Source organism: Exiguobacterium sp. KKBO11, from assembly GCF_001644945.1.
Classification (GTDB): domain Bacteria; phylum Bacillota; class Bacilli; order Exiguobacteriales; family Exiguobacteriaceae; genus Exiguobacterium_A; species Exiguobacterium_A abrahamii.
This window is the reverse complement of record NZ_LUCU01000011.1, coordinates 797,035-812,041: the sequence shown is the minus strand read 5'-3', so window position 1 is coordinate 812,041 and position 15,007 is coordinate 797,035. Positions and strand designations below refer to the sequence as shown.

Below are 15,007 nucleotides of genomic sequence, written 5' to 3'. Positions count from 1 at the left end.
CGAGCGTGCGCCTGTTTTTCGTTGTGACCTTATACGAATTCAATCAGTAAGTCTTGACTCGCGATAGCTTCGCCTTCCTTGACGTGGACGGCTTTGATTTCACCGTCTTCCGGTGCTTGGATCGTCGTTTCCATCTTCATCGCTTCCGTGACGAGGAGTTGCTCTCCTTTACGGACACGTGTACCCGTTTCGACGAGTACCTTCAGCACGCTACCCGGCATTGAGGCACCGATTTGTTTCGCATTGCTTCGATCTGCTTTTGGACGACTTGATGAACTTTCCTTAATACTGATGTCTTTGACTTCGACTTCACGAGGAACACCGTTCATCTCATAATAGATCGTCCGCATACCATGATCGTCTGGCTGACCGATTTGAATCAACTTGAGGTAGAGTGTCTTGCCTCGTTCGATTTCAACCTCGATCGTCTCACCTAGACGCATTCCATGGAAGAACGTATTCGTATCAAGAACAGAGATATCGCCATATCGCGCGACATACGAACTGTAGTCCATGAAGACTTTTGGATAGAGCGCGTAAGCGAGTGCATCAAATTCTGTAACGGGACGTTCAAGTTTTTCGAACAACTCATGTTTGATTGCGTCAAAATTGAGTGGGTCCATCATCTTACCTGGACGTTCTGTCAGCGGAGCAGCTCCCTTGAGAATAGCCTGTTGAACGTCTTGCGGGAAACCATCTGGTGGTGTTCCGAGCTCCCCTTTCATCAGTTCGACGACTGAATCCGGGAAATCAAGTCCACTTGCACGGTGCAAGACATCCTCTTCTGTCAGATGATGTTGAACCATGAAGAGTGCCATGTCTCCAACGACTTTTGACGATGGTGTGACTTTGACGATATCGCCAAACAGCATATTGACACGCGCATACATCTCTTTGACTTCAGACCAACGATCCGCAAGTCCAACCGCTTTTGCTTGTTGCTGTAAGTTCGAATACTGTCCACCTGGCATCTCATGGTCGTAGACCGTTGGATTCGGTGCGATCATATCGAGTTCGAATGCTTGATACAGATGACGCACGTCCTGCCAATAATCCGAAATCTGTTCAAACTTCTGTGCTGATACGAGCGGTTGACGTGGATGACCACTTAAGGCATGAATCAAGCTACCACCCGCTGGCTGACTCGTCAGTCCCGACATGCTTGATGCCGCGACGTCTACGACGTCGACACCTGCATCAATCGCACGCGCATACGTATAAATCCCGTTCCCACTCGCATCGTGTGTGTGGAGATGGATTGGTAGCGATACCGCATCTTTAAGTGCTGATACGAGTGCGTAGGCTGCCTCCGGTTTCAAGAGACCCGCCATATCCTTGATGGCAATGATATGAGCGCCGCTTTCTTCCAGTTGTTTCGCCAGATTGACGTAATACGGCAGGTGATATTTCGGTCGATTCGCATCGAATAAATCCCCTGTATAACAGACAGCTGCTTCCGCGATTTTACCTGTCGGCAAGACCGCATCGATGGCAAGTTGAATCGACTCCGGGTTATTCAAGCTATCGAAGATTCGGAAGACGTCGACTCCTGCCTGCGCCGCTTCCTTGACGAACGTGTGAATGACATTGTCCGGATAGTTTTTGTAACCAACGCCGTTCGCACCACGAAGCAACATTTGAATGAGGACGTTCGGCATCTTTTCACGTAATTTCATCAGACGAACCCATGGATCCTCCGACAAGAATCGATACGCAACATCAAACGTCGCGCCTCCCCATGCTTCGACCGAAAACAGTTCAGGGAGCAGTTTCGCCTCCGCTTCGGCGATCGCAACGAGGTCCTTCGTCCGCATCCGAGTCGCAAGGAGCGATTGATGGGCATCACGGAATGTCGTATCCGTCAACAACACATTCTCTTGTGCTGCCAACCACTTCGCAACAGCTTCCGGACCTTCTGCATCGAGGATCGCTTTCGCACCCGGTGTATAGTCTGCCGGAAGATTTTTTGGAATCCGGACGTCACGCGCAAGCGGCTTGTCCAATTTCCCGATTCCCGGGAATCCATTGACAGAAACCTCTCCGATGTACGTCAAGAGCTTCGTTCCCCGGTCTTGGCGTTTCGGGAAGATGAATAATTCCTGTGTATCATCGATGAACGAAGTGTTGTAATCGCCACTAACGAACGCATGGTGTTTCAAGACGTTGCTCAAGAATGGGATATTCGTCTTAATCCCACGGATTCGGAATTCACTTAAGTTTCGACGCATCTTCGCGACCGCTTGGTCATACGTCAAACCGTGTGTCGAGATTTTAACGAGCAACGAGTCATAATATGGTGAAATTTCTGCTCCGACATAGGCATTCCCACCATCAAGACGTACTCCAAAACCGCCTGGTGAACGATAGGCCTTGATCTTCCCTGTATCCGGCAAGAAGCCGTTTTCCGGATCTTCTGACGTGATCCGGCTTTGAATCGCAAAACCAAGCATCTTGATGTCTTCTTGTTGCGGAATACCGACGAGGTCACTATGTAACGATTCGCCTTCAGCGACACGAATTTGCGTCTGAACGATATCTACGCCCGTAATCATCTCCGTGATCGTATGCTCGACTTGGACACGTGGATTCACTTCGATGAAGTAAAACGATTCATCTTGCGTGACGAGAAATTCGACGGTTCCCGCATTCTCATATCCGACATGTTTCATCAGTGTGACGGCAGCGTCACAAATCTTTTGGCGACCTTCATCCGAAAGCGTCACACATGGTGCCACTTCGACAACCTTCTGGTGACGGCGTTGCACCGAACAGTCCCGTTCAAATAAATGAATGATGTTTCCGTGTGCATCCCCAATGATTTGGACTTCAATATGTTTAGGACGTTCGATTAGTTTTTCGACGTAAATCTCATCCGAACCGAACGCTTTCAAGGCTTCTGACTTTGCCCGTTCAATCATGTCCGGAAGTTCTTCTTCTGTCCGGACGACACGCATTCCGCGTCCACCACCACCAAGCGATGCTTTGACCATGAGTGGATAGCCTGCTTCCTTTGCGAACGCATACGCTTCATCAATGGATGAGATCGGACCATCCGTTCCCGGAATGACAGGAAGACCGGCTTCAATCGCAGTCGTCCGTGCACGTACCTTATCCCCGAACTTATACAGGTGCTCTTCTTGCGGTCCGATGAAGATGATTCCTTCTTCACGGCAACGTTTGGCTAGCTCAATATTCTCAGAGAGGAAACCATAACCAGGATGGATCGCATCACAATCGGCTTTTTTCGCTGTTGCGATGATATCTTCAATGTCGAGATAGGCTTCGATCGGTTTTTTACCTTCTCCGATCCGGTACGCTTCATCGGCTTTATAGCGATGAAGAGAACCCATGTCCTCTCGCGAATAAATGGCAACGGTACGAATACCGAGTTCTGTCGCTGCACGGAAAACGCGAATCGCGATCTCCCCGCGGTTTGCTACGAGAATCTTCTGGATTTTAGTCAACTGATGCTCCCCCTTTAGTTAATGAGCTCGTGGCACTCATCGAACGTGCAGTCTGCACTTCTTTATGATACGCCATCCGATATTTGTTTTGCATGGAAATGTTTGCCATCACACCAAGCATCGTACTCATGACAAGTAACGACGACCCACCGTAACTGATGAATGGCAAGGTGACACCTGTACCTGGAAATAGACCGGACATGGCCGCGATATTGATACATGTCTGGATGAAGATGATACCGGATATCCCGAGAGCGAGCATACTCGAATAAAGCGAGACACACCGATTAGCGATGATTGCCCCTTGAATCATCAGATAGAACAATAGACCGAGTACGACAAGAACCCCGATGAATCCGAGTTCCTCCGAGATGATCGACATGATGTAGTCGGTTTCAGGCTCTGGCAGATAACCATACTTTTGAAAACTATTCCCGAGACCTACTCCAAATAATCCCCCGTGGGCAATTGATATGACGGAGTTGATGAGCTGATATCCCTTCCCTTCTGCGTCAAGGAAGGGATTCAAACTTGCTTGAATCCGTTGCATCTGATTATCCGAAAAATTATTCCATGCGTACAAGAAGATGATTGGTACGGTGACGACACATAACATGATGTAACCACTCGGTAATCCAACTGCGAATAAAATCATCGCCGTGATGAGTAACAGAATGAACAATCCGCCGTCATCCGGTTGCATGCGAATGATGATCGCGTAAGGTGCAAGTAATACAACCATCGGAATCAAGATCCAGTCCGAGAAACTAAGTAAAATCCGTCTTCCTGGAGACGTCGCTGGAATTTGACGATGGATGAAGTGATGGACGATCCCAATCACGCCGTCCATTTTCCCTTTGTGCTTTTGATCAAAATAACTCGCAAGTCCGACGACGAGCACGAATTTACAAAGCTCGATTGGTTGAATCAAGAAGATACCGAAGTTCAACCATGCGCGAGCCCCGTTTAGTGGTGCCGAAAACAGCGTCGCCATCAACATCAACCATGTAATCGCGTACAAGAGTAAACGAATCACTGGTCCACGGAACACCTCATGATTGATTTGTGAAACGAAAAGGAACAGCACGATCGCCATCGCATCAAACATCAACTGCTTCTCAAAGAAGGACGTATTCGCATAATCTCCACCGTTCCACACGCTCGCACTATAGACCATGACCGTACTGATCGCCATGAGGATGAGCATCGTAAAGAAGAGACCATAGTCAAAAAATGCTCGTTTTTCTTTAAACTTCGCTAACATATGTACACGTCCTTTTTTCATTTTCTAAAAAAAAATACCCAAACGCCGCATTTCACGTTTGAGTAGAAAATCAGCACGTCTCCGCATCATGTAAATCAGATAATTGCTGTTCAAGTGATTCGAGTAATTGTTTACCCTCACCCGCATCAATCAGTTCAAGACGTACCGCAAAATCAATTTGACGGGATAATCCGAACATTTGTGTATCCAATACTTCCTCGTAAAGAGGACATTGTGGCATCGTTAAATTCGCAAGCTGGACCTCGATCAACCGGCGGATTTTTTGTGCATCCGCTTCTAGTAGCTCAAGAGCGCGCTGGCGATGAACTGTCTCGATTTCAGTTGACAATCCAATCCCTCCTCATCAAATGACGCGTTCCTGTTATAGCTAAACTTTACCTTACTTTCGCCAACAATTCAACGTTTCGGTATAATGGATTTGTTGGACTTACACATTTAGGGGGTAGAACAAATGATTTTTCCGATTAACGGTAAAGTACGGCATCAGTTAACGATTGATCCGACAGTCTGGATCTTTGATGAACGAAAGGTAGCAATCGAGAAAATCGGGCAACCAGCCGACACAAGTGAACAAGAAGCGTACTACGCGAAAATGGGGGCTGCGTGGGATAAAGGCATCATGGAAGGCAGTCGTACGGATCACAATCGTCCGATGACACGTGCTGAAAAAGAAGCCGCGCTTCAAGGGTCATTCGCAATGGCGCTTGCACCGTTCATCCGGAATGCCGAGCTTTTACCGGATGCGATCGCCATTCGTTTCGAAGGCGAAGAAACGGTCGAACTTCCACTTGAGCAACTCGACGAAGTGTATCTGCAGTTCTCACAAGACGGCAAAGTGTTAGCAGATGGACCCGTTCATCTATTACACGGACAACAGATCGTCAAATCCGTTCATACGGTTACTGTCATATAAGGAAAACGTGGTGCGCCTGAATAGACGCACCACGTTTTTTCATAGTAAATCGGCTGCGAGGCGTGCCAAGTTCGAGCGCTCCCCTTTGACGAGTTTGACGTGTCCCGTCATCTTCTCATTTTTGAGTCGTTCTACGGCGTAGGATAGACCATTGGAATACTCATCTAGATACGGATGATCAATCTGCTGTGGATCCCCGACCAACACGATTTTCGAGTTTTCACCGACACGTGTCAAAATCGTCTTGACTTCATGTTTCGTCAAATTCTGCGCTTCATCGATGATGATGAACTGCCCCGGCATACTACGTCCCCGGATGTACGTTAATGCTTCCAGTTGAATCGTCTTCATTCCGGCGAGAATGTTACCTAGTTCGTCTCCCGATCCCGTATTGAAAAGGTGTTCGAGGTTATCGTAGATAGGTTGCATCCACGGACGAAGCTTCTCTTCCATTTCACCCGGCAAGTAGCCGATATCGTTTCCCATCGGTACGACAGGACGAGCAACGACCAGTTTTTTATATTTGTGCTCGTCTTCCACTTGCAGGAGACCCGCAGCGAGTGCGAGTAGCGTTTTCCCGGTACCTGCCTTACCAACGAGTGTCACAAGTGGTACATCGTCACGTAATAATAACTCAAATGCCATCCGTTGTTGAACGTTTCGTGGAATGACGCCCCAGACTTGGTCGACATCGATCGAAAGTGCCCGAATGATCGGCAAGTTCTGATCAACGACGGCGATGGCTGAAGCTTTCGACATGTTACTTTTTAAGATGACGAACTCATTCGGTTGCACTTTTTCTGGCAAGACATCCACCGAAAGCCGTTTGTCCTGATAGAAGGCATCAATATATTCCTGATCGACGGTCACTTCGATGAATCCTGTATAAAGACCGGTCAAATCAGCGATATGATCCGTCATATAGTCTTCAGCGACTAATCCATACGCATCCGCTTTGACGCGGACTAAGATATCTTTTGAGACGAGAATGACATCTCGTGGGGTCGCTTCGGTTTGTTGTTCCTGATGAATCGACCATGCCAGTTCAATGATCTTATTATCGTTTGATTCGTGCGTAAACGGCGAACCTTCATGAATGGAGTCCCCGATATCGACGCGAAGAATACCGCCGTTTCCGAGTGGCACTCCCGCATGAAGCTGACCCGTTTCTCGTAATTGGTCTAAAATGCGAGCTGTTTCTCGTGCATTACGTCCAACCTCATCCATGTTGCGTTTTTTTCCATCTAGTTCTTCTAGTACGATCGCTGGTATGACGACGTCGTGCTCCTGGAATTGGAAAAGAGAAAGTGGATCGTGAAGCATGACATTAGTATCAAGTACGTATATTTTTTTCATTCCATCGTTCGCCCCTTTAGAGTCGAGTTTGTGATGAATGTTACGCTTTTAGGATGCGATGAACGAGTTGATCCAACCGTTCGGCTGCCTGTTCATCGTATGTTTTTTCGATAGTTGGTCGTTGTGTGACAGCTGCTCCGTAAAACAAGATGTCACGCACCTCCTCAACGCGTCCCTCATAAAAAGCGAGTGGCAACGGAAGGTCTTCTTGCGGCGTAAACGCCTTGACGTCCGTACACGTTAAGCTGTACGTCGACTGATCTGCAAAAAAGATCAATGTGAAGACCGGATGTTCTCGTAATGTTTTAACGAGATGAGAATCTGCTTCGATTGCAAAACGAACCGTTTGCGAATCCGTCGCATGTACCCAACTGATTGCATGTGTGATGGGCCAATGTTTGGATTGATCATGCGTAATCAAAAAAACGAGTGGTAATTGCGATAGTGCTTCTAGTTGACCTGAGTTAAGCTGTTGTTCAACTTTATTTGCCATGACATCACCCCCTCTACGACTTAGTGATGATATTTCGATATATACTTCTCGTTTCCCTTTTTTACATCTGAATAATCTTCTAATATGATATACTAAGAAAAAAAGGGAGGACCTGGCATGCGAGTGAAATGTACGATTTGCGATAAGCGTGAAACGATTGATGATTGGTCCTTCACGGCGAAGCGATTACGCAATAAACCTGTTCGTGTCCACATTTGTGATGAGTGTCGATCACGCGTAGAAGAACGGACACTTGAACGCCACGCTTCTGGACAATTTCATTTATACCCGACTTGGGAAACGAAACGAAAACACTGGTAAACAAAAGGTCTGAGGGGAAATTCCCTGACAGACCTTTTGTTGTTCATCGATTGATTCGAACGAGTCGATCATCATCTGCCGATGGATTCCCTCTTCCGTCCGTATTATTTGTAATATAGTAAATTGATGTCTCGTCAATCCAGACATCTCGAATCCGACCTTGATTTTCGACGATCGTCTTGACTTGCTTCGTCTCTAGATCGATGGTTTGTAATCGTTGTCCGACAAGTGTTGCAAAATAAAGTGTATTCTCTGCCGTTGCAACTCCACTTGGTGCAACAGATTGTTCTCCTACTTCATACCACGGCGTCACCAGTCCATCTGCTTGTTCTTTCCCTTCAATCGTCGGCCATCCATAATTCTTTTGTTCGATTCGGTTGATTTCATCGTGCCCACTTTGCCCATGTTCGCTTGCATACAGTTGATCATCGACGAAAACAAGTCCTTGTGGATTCCGGTGACCGAGACTGTAGACGTATCCTTTTTGATTCCCCTCGAACGGTTTCCCTTCAGATGTGATACGTAAAATCTTTCCTGCCAACGAATCAATGTCTTGTGCCAGTTCGGGATTCGCTGCGTCTCCTGCTGTGACGTAGAGTGCGCCCTCAGGTCCCCACTCCAGTCGTCCACCGTTATGAATCGTCGCTCCGGGAATATCATCGAGTAAGACACGTTCTTCCGTCCACTGGTCACCCTCTTCTTTTATCGCGATGACGCGATTCGTCGCTTGTCCTTGTTTGGCGTACGTATGGTAGACGTATGCCGTCTTATTGTCCTTAAAATCAGGATCAAGTACCATTCCAAGCAATCCACCTTCTCCTTCAGCAAGGACATCCTCTTTCAGCTGAAGGCGCATCCGTTCATAATCACCTTTTTCTCCTTTGACAATCGTTCCTTCTCGTTCCGTGATGTAAAATACCTCTCCTTCTCGGACAATATTCCACGGAGCGTTTAGCTCTTTAAATACGACTCCTTCTTGCGCTTGAGATGATTGCGTTGCTTTTGGATCACCTGAATCCTGTTGATTGTTTTCTTGTGTCGTCTGATTCGTTTCCTCTGTTGACGATTCTTCTGACGTTTGTGTACAGCCCATCAGAATACCCGCTAACAATAGGGGTATGACATACCTTATTTTCACTGTTTTCTCCCCCTTTTAGTATTCTTGTTCCCGCTACGCTTTAAATCATGCATCTGAATTGGCTCAAAAAAAAGAACGAACCTCCGAGGAGATTCGTTCTTTTGATTCATGACACGCTTCCGTCAAGAAGCTGTCCGTTCACGTTCACGCTTGACCATCCACATCCGGAAGCGATAAATACCAAGTACGAAGACCATCGCAAGGAGTACTTCAGGAATCGGCCATGTCCAGAAGACAAGCGTCAATGCTGCCGAGAAGACGGCGAGCAAGAGATAGACGATCAGTGATTTCCACCATGCTAGTTCCTTAGCAAATCCTAACTTAAAGACGACAAGTGTCAAGATGACGACGGTAATCATTAAAGGATAAAATCCCGCTTCGATGTTATTCGGATCACTTCCGATACCGAGAAGTTTCGCGATGAACGGAATATCGTATTTCGAGAAATCAGAAGCAACGGCAGCTTGTGCATTCATTGCCAGTCCCCCTATTCGTTCAAGACTTAATCTTTACCTAGACGACGACGTTTTTCTTGCTTTTCACGTTCGTTCTTATTCAAGACTTGTTTACGGAGACGAACCGATTGTGGTGTGATTTCACAGTACTCATCTTCGTTCAAGAATGTCAACGACTCTTCAAGTGAGAAGACACGTGGACGTTTAAGAACGTTCGTTGAATCTTTTGCAGATGCACGCATGTTCGTTAATTGTTTTGCTTTAACGACGTTGACAGCGAGATCGACATCACGGTTACATTCGCCGATGATCATACCTTCGTATACTTCAATACCAGGCTCGATGAAGATCGTTCCGCGGTCTTCAAGAGCTGAGATCGCGTAAGCAGTTGCTTTACCTGTTTCGATTGAGACCATAACACCACTACGACGTCCACCGATATCCGCTTGGATGAACGGACGGTATTCTTCGAATGTGTGGTTCATGATTCCGTATCCGCGTGTAGCAGAAAGGAATTCGTTACGGTAACCGATCAAACCACGTGAAGGAACGATGAATTCCATCTTCGTTTGACCGTTGTCCATTGTTTGCATGTTCGTCAATTCACCTTTACGGAGACCGATCGATTCCATGACAGAACCTGTGTACTCTTCTGGTGTATCGATGACGACGCGTTCGAATGGCTCGACTTTGACGCCTTCTTCTTCTTTGATGATTACTTGCGGTTTCGATACTTGAATTTCGTATCCTTCACGGCGCATGTTTTCGATCAAGATCCCGAGGTGAAGTTCCCCACGACCAGAAACGATCCAGCGGTCCGGTGAGTCTGTGTTTTCGATGCGAAGTGAAACGTCTGTTTCGAGTTCTTTTTCAAGACGCTCTTCGATTTTACGTGAAGTAACGAGATCCCCTTCACGACCAGCGAATGGCGAGTTGTTGACGATGAATGTCATTTGAAGCGTTGGCTCATCGATACGTAATAATGGGAGTGGATCAACGTGTGAAGTTGGGCAAACCGTCTCACCGACGTTGATATCTTCCATACCGGCGATCGCGATCAAATCTCCAGCTTTTGCTGTTTCGATTTCGACACGTTTTAGACCGAAGTAACCGAACAACTTCGTAACACGGAAGTTCTTCGTTGAACCATCAAGTTTTGAAAGCGAAACGCTATCACCAACTTTGATTTCTCCACGGAAGACACGACCGACACCGATCCGTCCGAGGTAGTTATCATAGTCAAGCATCGTAACTTGGAACTGAAGCGGCTCCATTGTGTTATCGACAGGCGCTGGTGTGTGCTCAAGAATTAAATCAAGAACGTTTGTGATTGTATCTTCTTGTTTCTCTAATTCAGGTTCAAATGAACTTGAGCCGTTGACTGCCGATGCATAAACGACTGGGAATTCGAGTTGATCTTCGTCAGCTCCGAGGTCGATCAAGAGATCAACGACTTCGTCGACGACTTCAAGAGGACGGACCATCGGTTTGTCAATTTTGTTGACGACGACGATTGGTTGAAGTCCTTGCTCGAGTGCTTTTTTCAAAACGAAACGTGTTTGTGGCATACAGCCTTCACGTGCATCGACGACGAGGATAACGCCATCAACCATACGCATGATCCGCTCAACTTCTCCACCGAAATCGGCGTGTCCTGGCGTATCAACGATGTTGATGCGTGTGTTCTTGTAATCAATTGCAGTGTTTTTCGCAAGAATCGTGATTCCACGTTCCCGCTCGATGTCATTTGAGTCCATTGCGCGTTCTTCGACTTGTTCGTTCGTACGGAACGTACCAGACTGTTTTAAAAGCTCATCGACTAATGTTGTTTTACCATGGTCAACGTGGGCGATGATCGCAACGTTGCGTAAATCATTTCGTACTAATGTTGTCATAGGTGTGTACCTCTTTCTATTCATTTAAATAAATCTTATCATACTTTCGGTCAACTTTAAGAGTATAGCACAGGTAGAGTCCTAATTGGCAATGACTAAGATTCGACATCAGTCCGAAAGCCTTTTCATTATCCTTCATTCACGCTACACTGTTAACGTACTCACGGGTAGAGGGGGAAAAGAACATGCGCCTGCTATTTTTATTACTCGCCATGCTTGCCGTAGGATCCATGGCAGCCATCGGCATCTTCATCGCGGAACAAAACGTCCCGATGACGATCGCCTCTGTCATCTTGATGATTGTTGCGATGGGTGCTGGGTTCGTCTTAAAGGCACGTTTACGAAAACAAGCATGAGCAAAAAGGTTCCTTTCGTTCAAGACGAAAGAAACCTTTTTTCAATCCTCTTGTGTTTGTACGAATGTCAAAACATCTTCAACGAACGTCCGGCTCCCTGCTAGCACACTCGTTTGTTCGAGAAATGACATCGATTCACCTGTGATCGTTCCGACACGCCCACCGACCTCTTCAATCAATAACTGACCAGCTGCGTAATCCCAAGGCATATTACGCATCGTGATATACCCGTCAACACGCCCTGCAGCTGTCCATGCGAGTTCAAGTGATGCTGCACCGATTGCTCGTACACCTACTGCGTGTCGTACGAGTGGCGCAAGACGATCCGTATTGATTCGACGATTTGGTGTCACCCAGGTCGCGTTCATACAGATGATTGCTTCTTTAACACTCCGCTCCTCAATTTGTGGTAGTCGTATGCCGTTTTGATAAGCACCATGCCCTTTGATGACATGGAACAACTCGTCCGCCATGACATCGTAGACGAAACCATAGCGTAACTCACCATCCACCATAATCGCGATCGAGATGGCAAACATTCGTTTTTGACGAATGAAGTTCATCGTTCCATCGATCGGATCAACGAACCAGATCGTGCCTTCGAGTGTATCGGGTCGAACGATTCGCCCTTCTTCCCCATAAATATGATGATTCGGATAGCGATCTAAAATACCTTGGATCAATAAATCCTCGACGGCTTGATCAATCTCTGTCACTAAATCGCTTTTTCCGGTTTTTTGTTCGACGTGATACGAACCATCAATTTTTTCGCGAATGTACTTTCCCGCTCGTTTGATCAAATCTATCGCATCCAACTCAATCTGCATTTGAGTTCACTCCTTCATCGTTGTTTCCAGCTTCTTCTATAGTAACAAAAAAAGAAAACCAGCGAACAGTTCGCTGGTTGAAGAGTTGATATTTTATTATAAGGTAGAGATCGGAACGTTGAAATCAAGCTTCAAGACGTACCATCTCTTGACGATATTTTTCGAGGCGCTCTTTACTTGCGCCAACAGCTTCTGCGTCACTTGCCACCATCGCATCGTGTAATGTAGCAAGCTCATAATCGATTTCGAGACGCAATACAGGAATGCGTTTTTCTGCATCTTTTCTCTTGTATGCTTCTATCACTTGTTTCACAGTAACCACACTCCTTCGCGGGATAAACAGAGGTTTAATTTGTCAGACAATTGCGACTTATTAGTGGATTGAATCTATAATAGTACGATTCAACTTAGATGTAAAGCATCTAATTTTAAAAAATACAGTTTCACATATTTGTAAGACCAACGTCTTGTATGTAGTATATAGCCGCTTCCTTTCCACTTTAAACAAATGTTGATCATTTCCCGCACATTTCCAGTCGGATTAAAAGATAAGACTCCTATACGATCGCATAGGAGTCTTATCTTCATGATCCAATTATTTCTTCATACGAACAATCGGTTCTTCCTGACGTTTCGCTTGTTGCATCGTCCGATAACTCGAGCAACCGGTCTCTTCCATATAAAACTGATCCCACTGTTTTTCCTCGGATTTCGAGGTGACGATTTGCTTGAATTCACGATACGCTTCGAGCAATCGTTGTCTTTCAACACCTGTCTCATACGCTTGCTCGACTAAATTAAAGAAGTCGATGACTTTCACGATTTCTTCAGTCGACCAATCGGAATTGAGCGGATAATTCAATGCCATCATTCCCACTTCCTTTCTGCACTTTTCTATTTTACACGGAAAAGAAGCATAAAACAGTTGCAACCGTACGAAAACTTGTTATAGTTAGCTTGTTTGATTGTATTTTTATTCGGTTTTAAGGGGGGAAATCTGGTGCAAACAAAAAGCTTAACACAGCTCGATACACCTTTATTCGATGCGCTACTTGCGCATGCGAAACGTCAACCAATTCAATTTCATATTCCCGGTCATAAAAATGGTCAAGGAATGGATCCAGCCTTTCGATCGTTCATCGGTCAGAATGCGCTCGATATCGATTTAATCAATATCGCTCCCCTTGATGATCTCCATCATCCAAAGGCAATCATTAAGGAAGCTCATCAATTGGCAGCTCAAGCCTTCCATGCCGACGAAACGTTCTTTTCCGTACAAGGAACTTCAACGGCCATCATGGCGATGATCATGAGTGTCGTCGGTCCTGATGATAAAATTCTCGTTCCTCGGAACGTGCATAAATCGGTGATGTCAGCTATCGTTCTTTCTGGTGCGCATCCGATTTTCATTCATCCTGAATTCGATGAGACATTCGGAATCGCACACGGTATCACACCAAGCGCGGTAGAACGTGCCCTTGCACTTCATCCCGATACAAAAGCAGTTCTCGTCATCAACCCGACCTATTTCGGCGTTGCTGGTGACTTAGAGAGCATCGTCAAGCTTTCCCATAGTAAAGGTATTCCGGTACTCGTCGACGAAGCACACGGCGTCCATATCGCATTCCACGAAGATATGCCGTTGTCAGCGATGCAAGCAGGAGCTGATCTTGCCGCAACCAGCGTGCATAAACTCGGTGGCTCACTTACAGGAAGCTCTGTCCTGAACGTTCGTCGCGGACTTGTCTCTCCAGATAAAGTTCAAGCAGTGCTCTCGATGTTGACGACGACATCGACATCTTACCTGTTGCTCGCTTCTCTTGACTGCGCTCGGCGTCATCTTGCGATCAACGGTGAAGCGATGAATCGTCGGGCCCTTGAACTTGCGACACGGATGCGCTTTGGATTAGCGAAGCTTCCTTATCTCGCCGTTTTCGGTGAATCCGATCTGCATTCGAGTGCTACGTTCGCTTTTGATCCAACGAAAGTGCTTGTTTCCGTCAAAGGACTTGGTATTTCTGGTCACCTCGTCGAAGAGTTCTTACGCGAAGAACATCGGATCGAGGTTGAACTTTCTGATTTGAATAACATTCTTGTCATCATCACGTCTGGTGATTCGGAAGAGACGATTGACGCCTTCTTACATGCGATGTCATTACTTGTCGCACGTTATCAAAATAATGGCGCCGAAACAACTGATCATTCGATTGTTCTTCCAGATATCCCAGCGCTTGCTCTCAGTCCTCGTGATGCGTTCTATGAAGAGACAGAGACGATTCCGTTGGTCGATGCGGTCGGACGGATTTCAGCTGAATTCATGATGGTATATCCACCTGGTATTCCTATCTTCATCCCAGGGGAGATGATCACGGCAGACAACCTTGCTTATATTAAAGAAAACATCGAAGCCGGTCTTCCGGTTCAAGGTCTCGAGGATCATTCGCTCGAGACAATCAAAGTCATTCAACAATCGAATGCGATTCGTTAAAAATGCAAAAGCAGCC

At 46.4% G+C, this 15,007-nt stretch carries 15 protein-coding genes; 4 read left to right on the top strand and 11 right to left on the bottom strand.

Annotated features, from left to right (window positions below; genetic code table 11):
* Positions 1-29: 29 nt before the first annotated feature.
* The 3 genes from AYO36_RS04215 to AYO36_RS04205 all read right to left on the bottom strand — a co-directional run bounded on the left by AYO36_RS04215 (position 30) and on the right by AYO36_RS04205 (position 5,077).
* Entirely contained in the window at positions 30-3,464 is a 3,435-nt protein-coding gene (locus AYO36_RS04215; RefSeq protein WP_064299604.1) for a pyruvate carboxylase, read from the bottom strand.
* Positions 3,457-4,728: an FtsW/RodA/SpoVE family cell cycle protein gene (locus AYO36_RS04210; protein ID WP_064299603.1), complete on the bottom strand. Its 1,272-nt coding sequence runs from the start codon at positions 4,726-4,728 to the stop codon at positions 3,457-3,459. The genes AYO36_RS04215 and AYO36_RS04210 overlap by 8 nt, the downstream gene beginning before the upstream one ends.
* Before the next feature lie 70 nt (positions 4,729-4,798).
* The gene (locus AYO36_RS04205) at positions 4,799-5,077 is read right to left on the bottom strand and encodes an Fpa/YlaN family protein (protein WP_023468835.1); all 279 of its coding nucleotides are present in this window, start codon (positions 5,075-5,077) and stop codon (positions 4,799-4,801) included.
* Between the two features lie 123 nt (positions 5,078-5,200).
* Between AYO36_RS04205 and AYO36_RS04200 the strand changes: the two genes are divergently transcribed.
* The gene (locus AYO36_RS04200; RefSeq protein WP_064299602.1) at positions 5,201-5,662 is read left to right on the top strand and encodes a hypothetical protein; all 462 of its coding nucleotides are present in this window, start codon (positions 5,201-5,203) and stop codon (positions 5,660-5,662) included.
* 39 nt (positions 5,663-5,701) lie between these two features.
* Here the strand turns inward: AYO36_RS04200 and AYO36_RS04195 are convergent, their stop codons facing one another.
* Together AYO36_RS04195 and AYO36_RS04190 are read right to left on the bottom strand one after the other, a co-directional pair.
* Positions 5,702-7,018 carry a PhoH family protein gene (locus AYO36_RS04195; protein ID WP_023468837.1) on the bottom strand — a complete coding sequence of 439 codons (1,317 nt, stop codon included), beginning with the start codon at positions 7,016-7,018 and terminating at the stop codon, positions 5,702-5,704.
* A gap of 40 nt (positions 7,019-7,058) precedes the next feature.
* The gene (locus tag AYO36_RS04190; protein ID WP_050677546.1) at positions 7,059-7,511 is read right to left on the bottom strand and encodes a PNPOx family protein; all 453 of its coding nucleotides are present in this window, start codon (positions 7,509-7,511) and stop codon (positions 7,059-7,061) included.
* Positions 7,512-7,628: 117 nt separating this feature from the next.
* On the opposite strand from AYO36_RS04190, the gene AYO36_RS04185 reads away from it, so the two are divergent.
* Positions 7,629-7,832, top strand: coding sequence for a YlaI family protein (locus AYO36_RS04185; RefSeq protein WP_029342171.1), 204 nt, complete (start codon positions 7,629-7,631; stop codon positions 7,830-7,832).
* Positions 7,833-7,875: 43 nt separating this feature from the next.
* On the opposite strand, the gene AYO36_RS04180 is transcribed toward AYO36_RS04185, so the two are convergent.
* The 3 genes from AYO36_RS04180 to typA all read right to left on the bottom strand — a co-directional run bounded on the left by AYO36_RS04180 (position 7,876) and on the right by typA (position 11,320).
* Complete coding sequence (locus AYO36_RS04180; protein ID WP_156501822.1) at positions 7,876-8,970, bottom strand: PQQ-dependent sugar dehydrogenase; 1,095 nt, start codon at positions 8,968-8,970, stop codon at positions 7,876-7,878.
* A 122-nt stretch (positions 8,971-9,092) separates the two neighbouring features.
* A complete protein-coding gene (locus AYO36_RS04175) occupies positions 9,093-9,446 on the bottom strand; it encodes a YlaH-like family protein (protein WP_023468841.1) in 354 nt (117 codons plus the stop codon).
* Between the two features lie 26 nt (positions 9,447-9,472).
* Positions 9,473-11,320, bottom strand: coding sequence for a translational GTPase TypA (gene typA / locus AYO36_RS04170; protein ID WP_023468842.1), 1,848 nt, complete (start codon positions 11,318-11,320; stop codon positions 9,473-9,475).
* 185 nt (positions 11,321-11,505) lie between these two features.
* Here typA and AYO36_RS16895 point away from each other — a divergent pair, with 185 nt between their 5' ends.
* Complete coding sequence (locus tag AYO36_RS16895) at positions 11,506-11,676, top strand: DUF5325 family protein (RefSeq protein ID WP_023468843.1); 171 nt, start codon at positions 11,506-11,508, stop codon at positions 11,674-11,676.
* A 41-nt stretch (positions 11,677-11,717) separates the two neighbouring features.
* Here the strand turns inward: AYO36_RS16895 and AYO36_RS04165 are convergent, their stop codons facing one another.
* From AYO36_RS04165 to AYO36_RS04155, 3 genes are all read right to left on the bottom strand, one after another.
* Positions 11,718-12,503, bottom strand: coding sequence for an inositol monophosphatase family protein (locus AYO36_RS04165; protein ID WP_064299600.1), 786 nt, complete (start codon positions 12,501-12,503; stop codon positions 11,718-11,720).
* Positions 12,504-12,627: 124 nt separating this feature from the next.
* Positions 12,628-12,816, bottom strand: coding sequence for a hypothetical protein (locus AYO36_RS04160; RefSeq protein ID WP_023468845.1), 189 nt, complete (start codon positions 12,814-12,816; stop codon positions 12,628-12,630).
* A gap of 282 nt (positions 12,817-13,098) precedes the next feature.
* Positions 13,099-13,371, bottom strand: a complete 273-nt coding sequence (locus AYO36_RS04155) for a UPF0223 family protein (protein ID WP_023468846.1) — start codon at positions 13,369-13,371, stop codon at positions 13,099-13,101.
* Between the two features lie 132 nt (positions 13,372-13,503).
* On the opposite strand from AYO36_RS04155, the gene AYO36_RS04150 reads away from it, so the two are divergent.
* Positions 13,504-14,991 carry an aminotransferase class I/II-fold pyridoxal phosphate-dependent enzyme gene (locus AYO36_RS04150; protein ID WP_035406702.1) on the top strand — a complete coding sequence of 496 codons (1,488 nt, stop codon included), beginning with the start codon at positions 13,504-13,506 and terminating at the stop codon, positions 14,989-14,991.
* The last annotated feature ends 16 nt before the right edge of the window (positions 14,992-15,007 follow it).

Excerpts from the sequence above, each read along its gene's own strand:
- AYO36_RS04165 (WP_064299600.1), bottom strand. The coding sequence starts at position 12,503 with ATGCAGATTGAGTTGGATGCGATAGATTTGATCAAACGAGCGGGAAAG.
- AYO36_RS04200 (WP_064299602.1), top strand. The coding sequence starts at position 5,201 with ATGATTTTTCCGATTAACGGTAAAGTACGGCATCAGTTAACGATTGAT.
- AYO36_RS16895 (WP_023468843.1), top strand. The coding sequence starts at position 11,506 with ATGCGCCTGCTATTTTTATTACTCGCCATGCTTGCCGTAGGATCCATG.
- AYO36_RS04210 (WP_064299603.1), bottom strand. The coding sequence starts at position 4,728 with ATGTTAGCGAAGTTTAAAGAAAAACGAGCATTTTTTGACTATGGTCTC.
- AYO36_RS04190 (WP_050677546.1), bottom strand. The coding sequence starts at position 7,511 with ATGGCAAATAAAGTTGAACAACAGCTTAACTCAGGTCAACTAGAAGCA.
- typA (WP_023468842.1), bottom strand. The coding sequence starts at position 11,320 with ATGACAACATTAGTACGAAATGATTTACGCAACGTTGCGATCATCGCC.
- AYO36_RS04195 (WP_023468837.1), bottom strand. The coding sequence starts at position 7,018 with ATGAAAAAAATATACGTACTTGATACTAATGTCATGCTTCACGATCCA.
- AYO36_RS04175 (WP_023468841.1), bottom strand. The coding sequence starts at position 9,446 with ATGAATGCACAAGCTGCCGTTGCTTCTGATTTCTCGAAATACGATATT.
- AYO36_RS04155 (WP_023468846.1), bottom strand. The coding sequence starts at position 13,371 with ATGGCATTGAATTATCCGCTCAATTCCGATTGGTCGACTGAAGAAATC.
- AYO36_RS04185 (WP_029342171.1), top strand. The coding sequence starts at position 7,629 with ATGCGAGTGAAATGTACGATTTGCGATAAGCGTGAAACGATTGATGAT.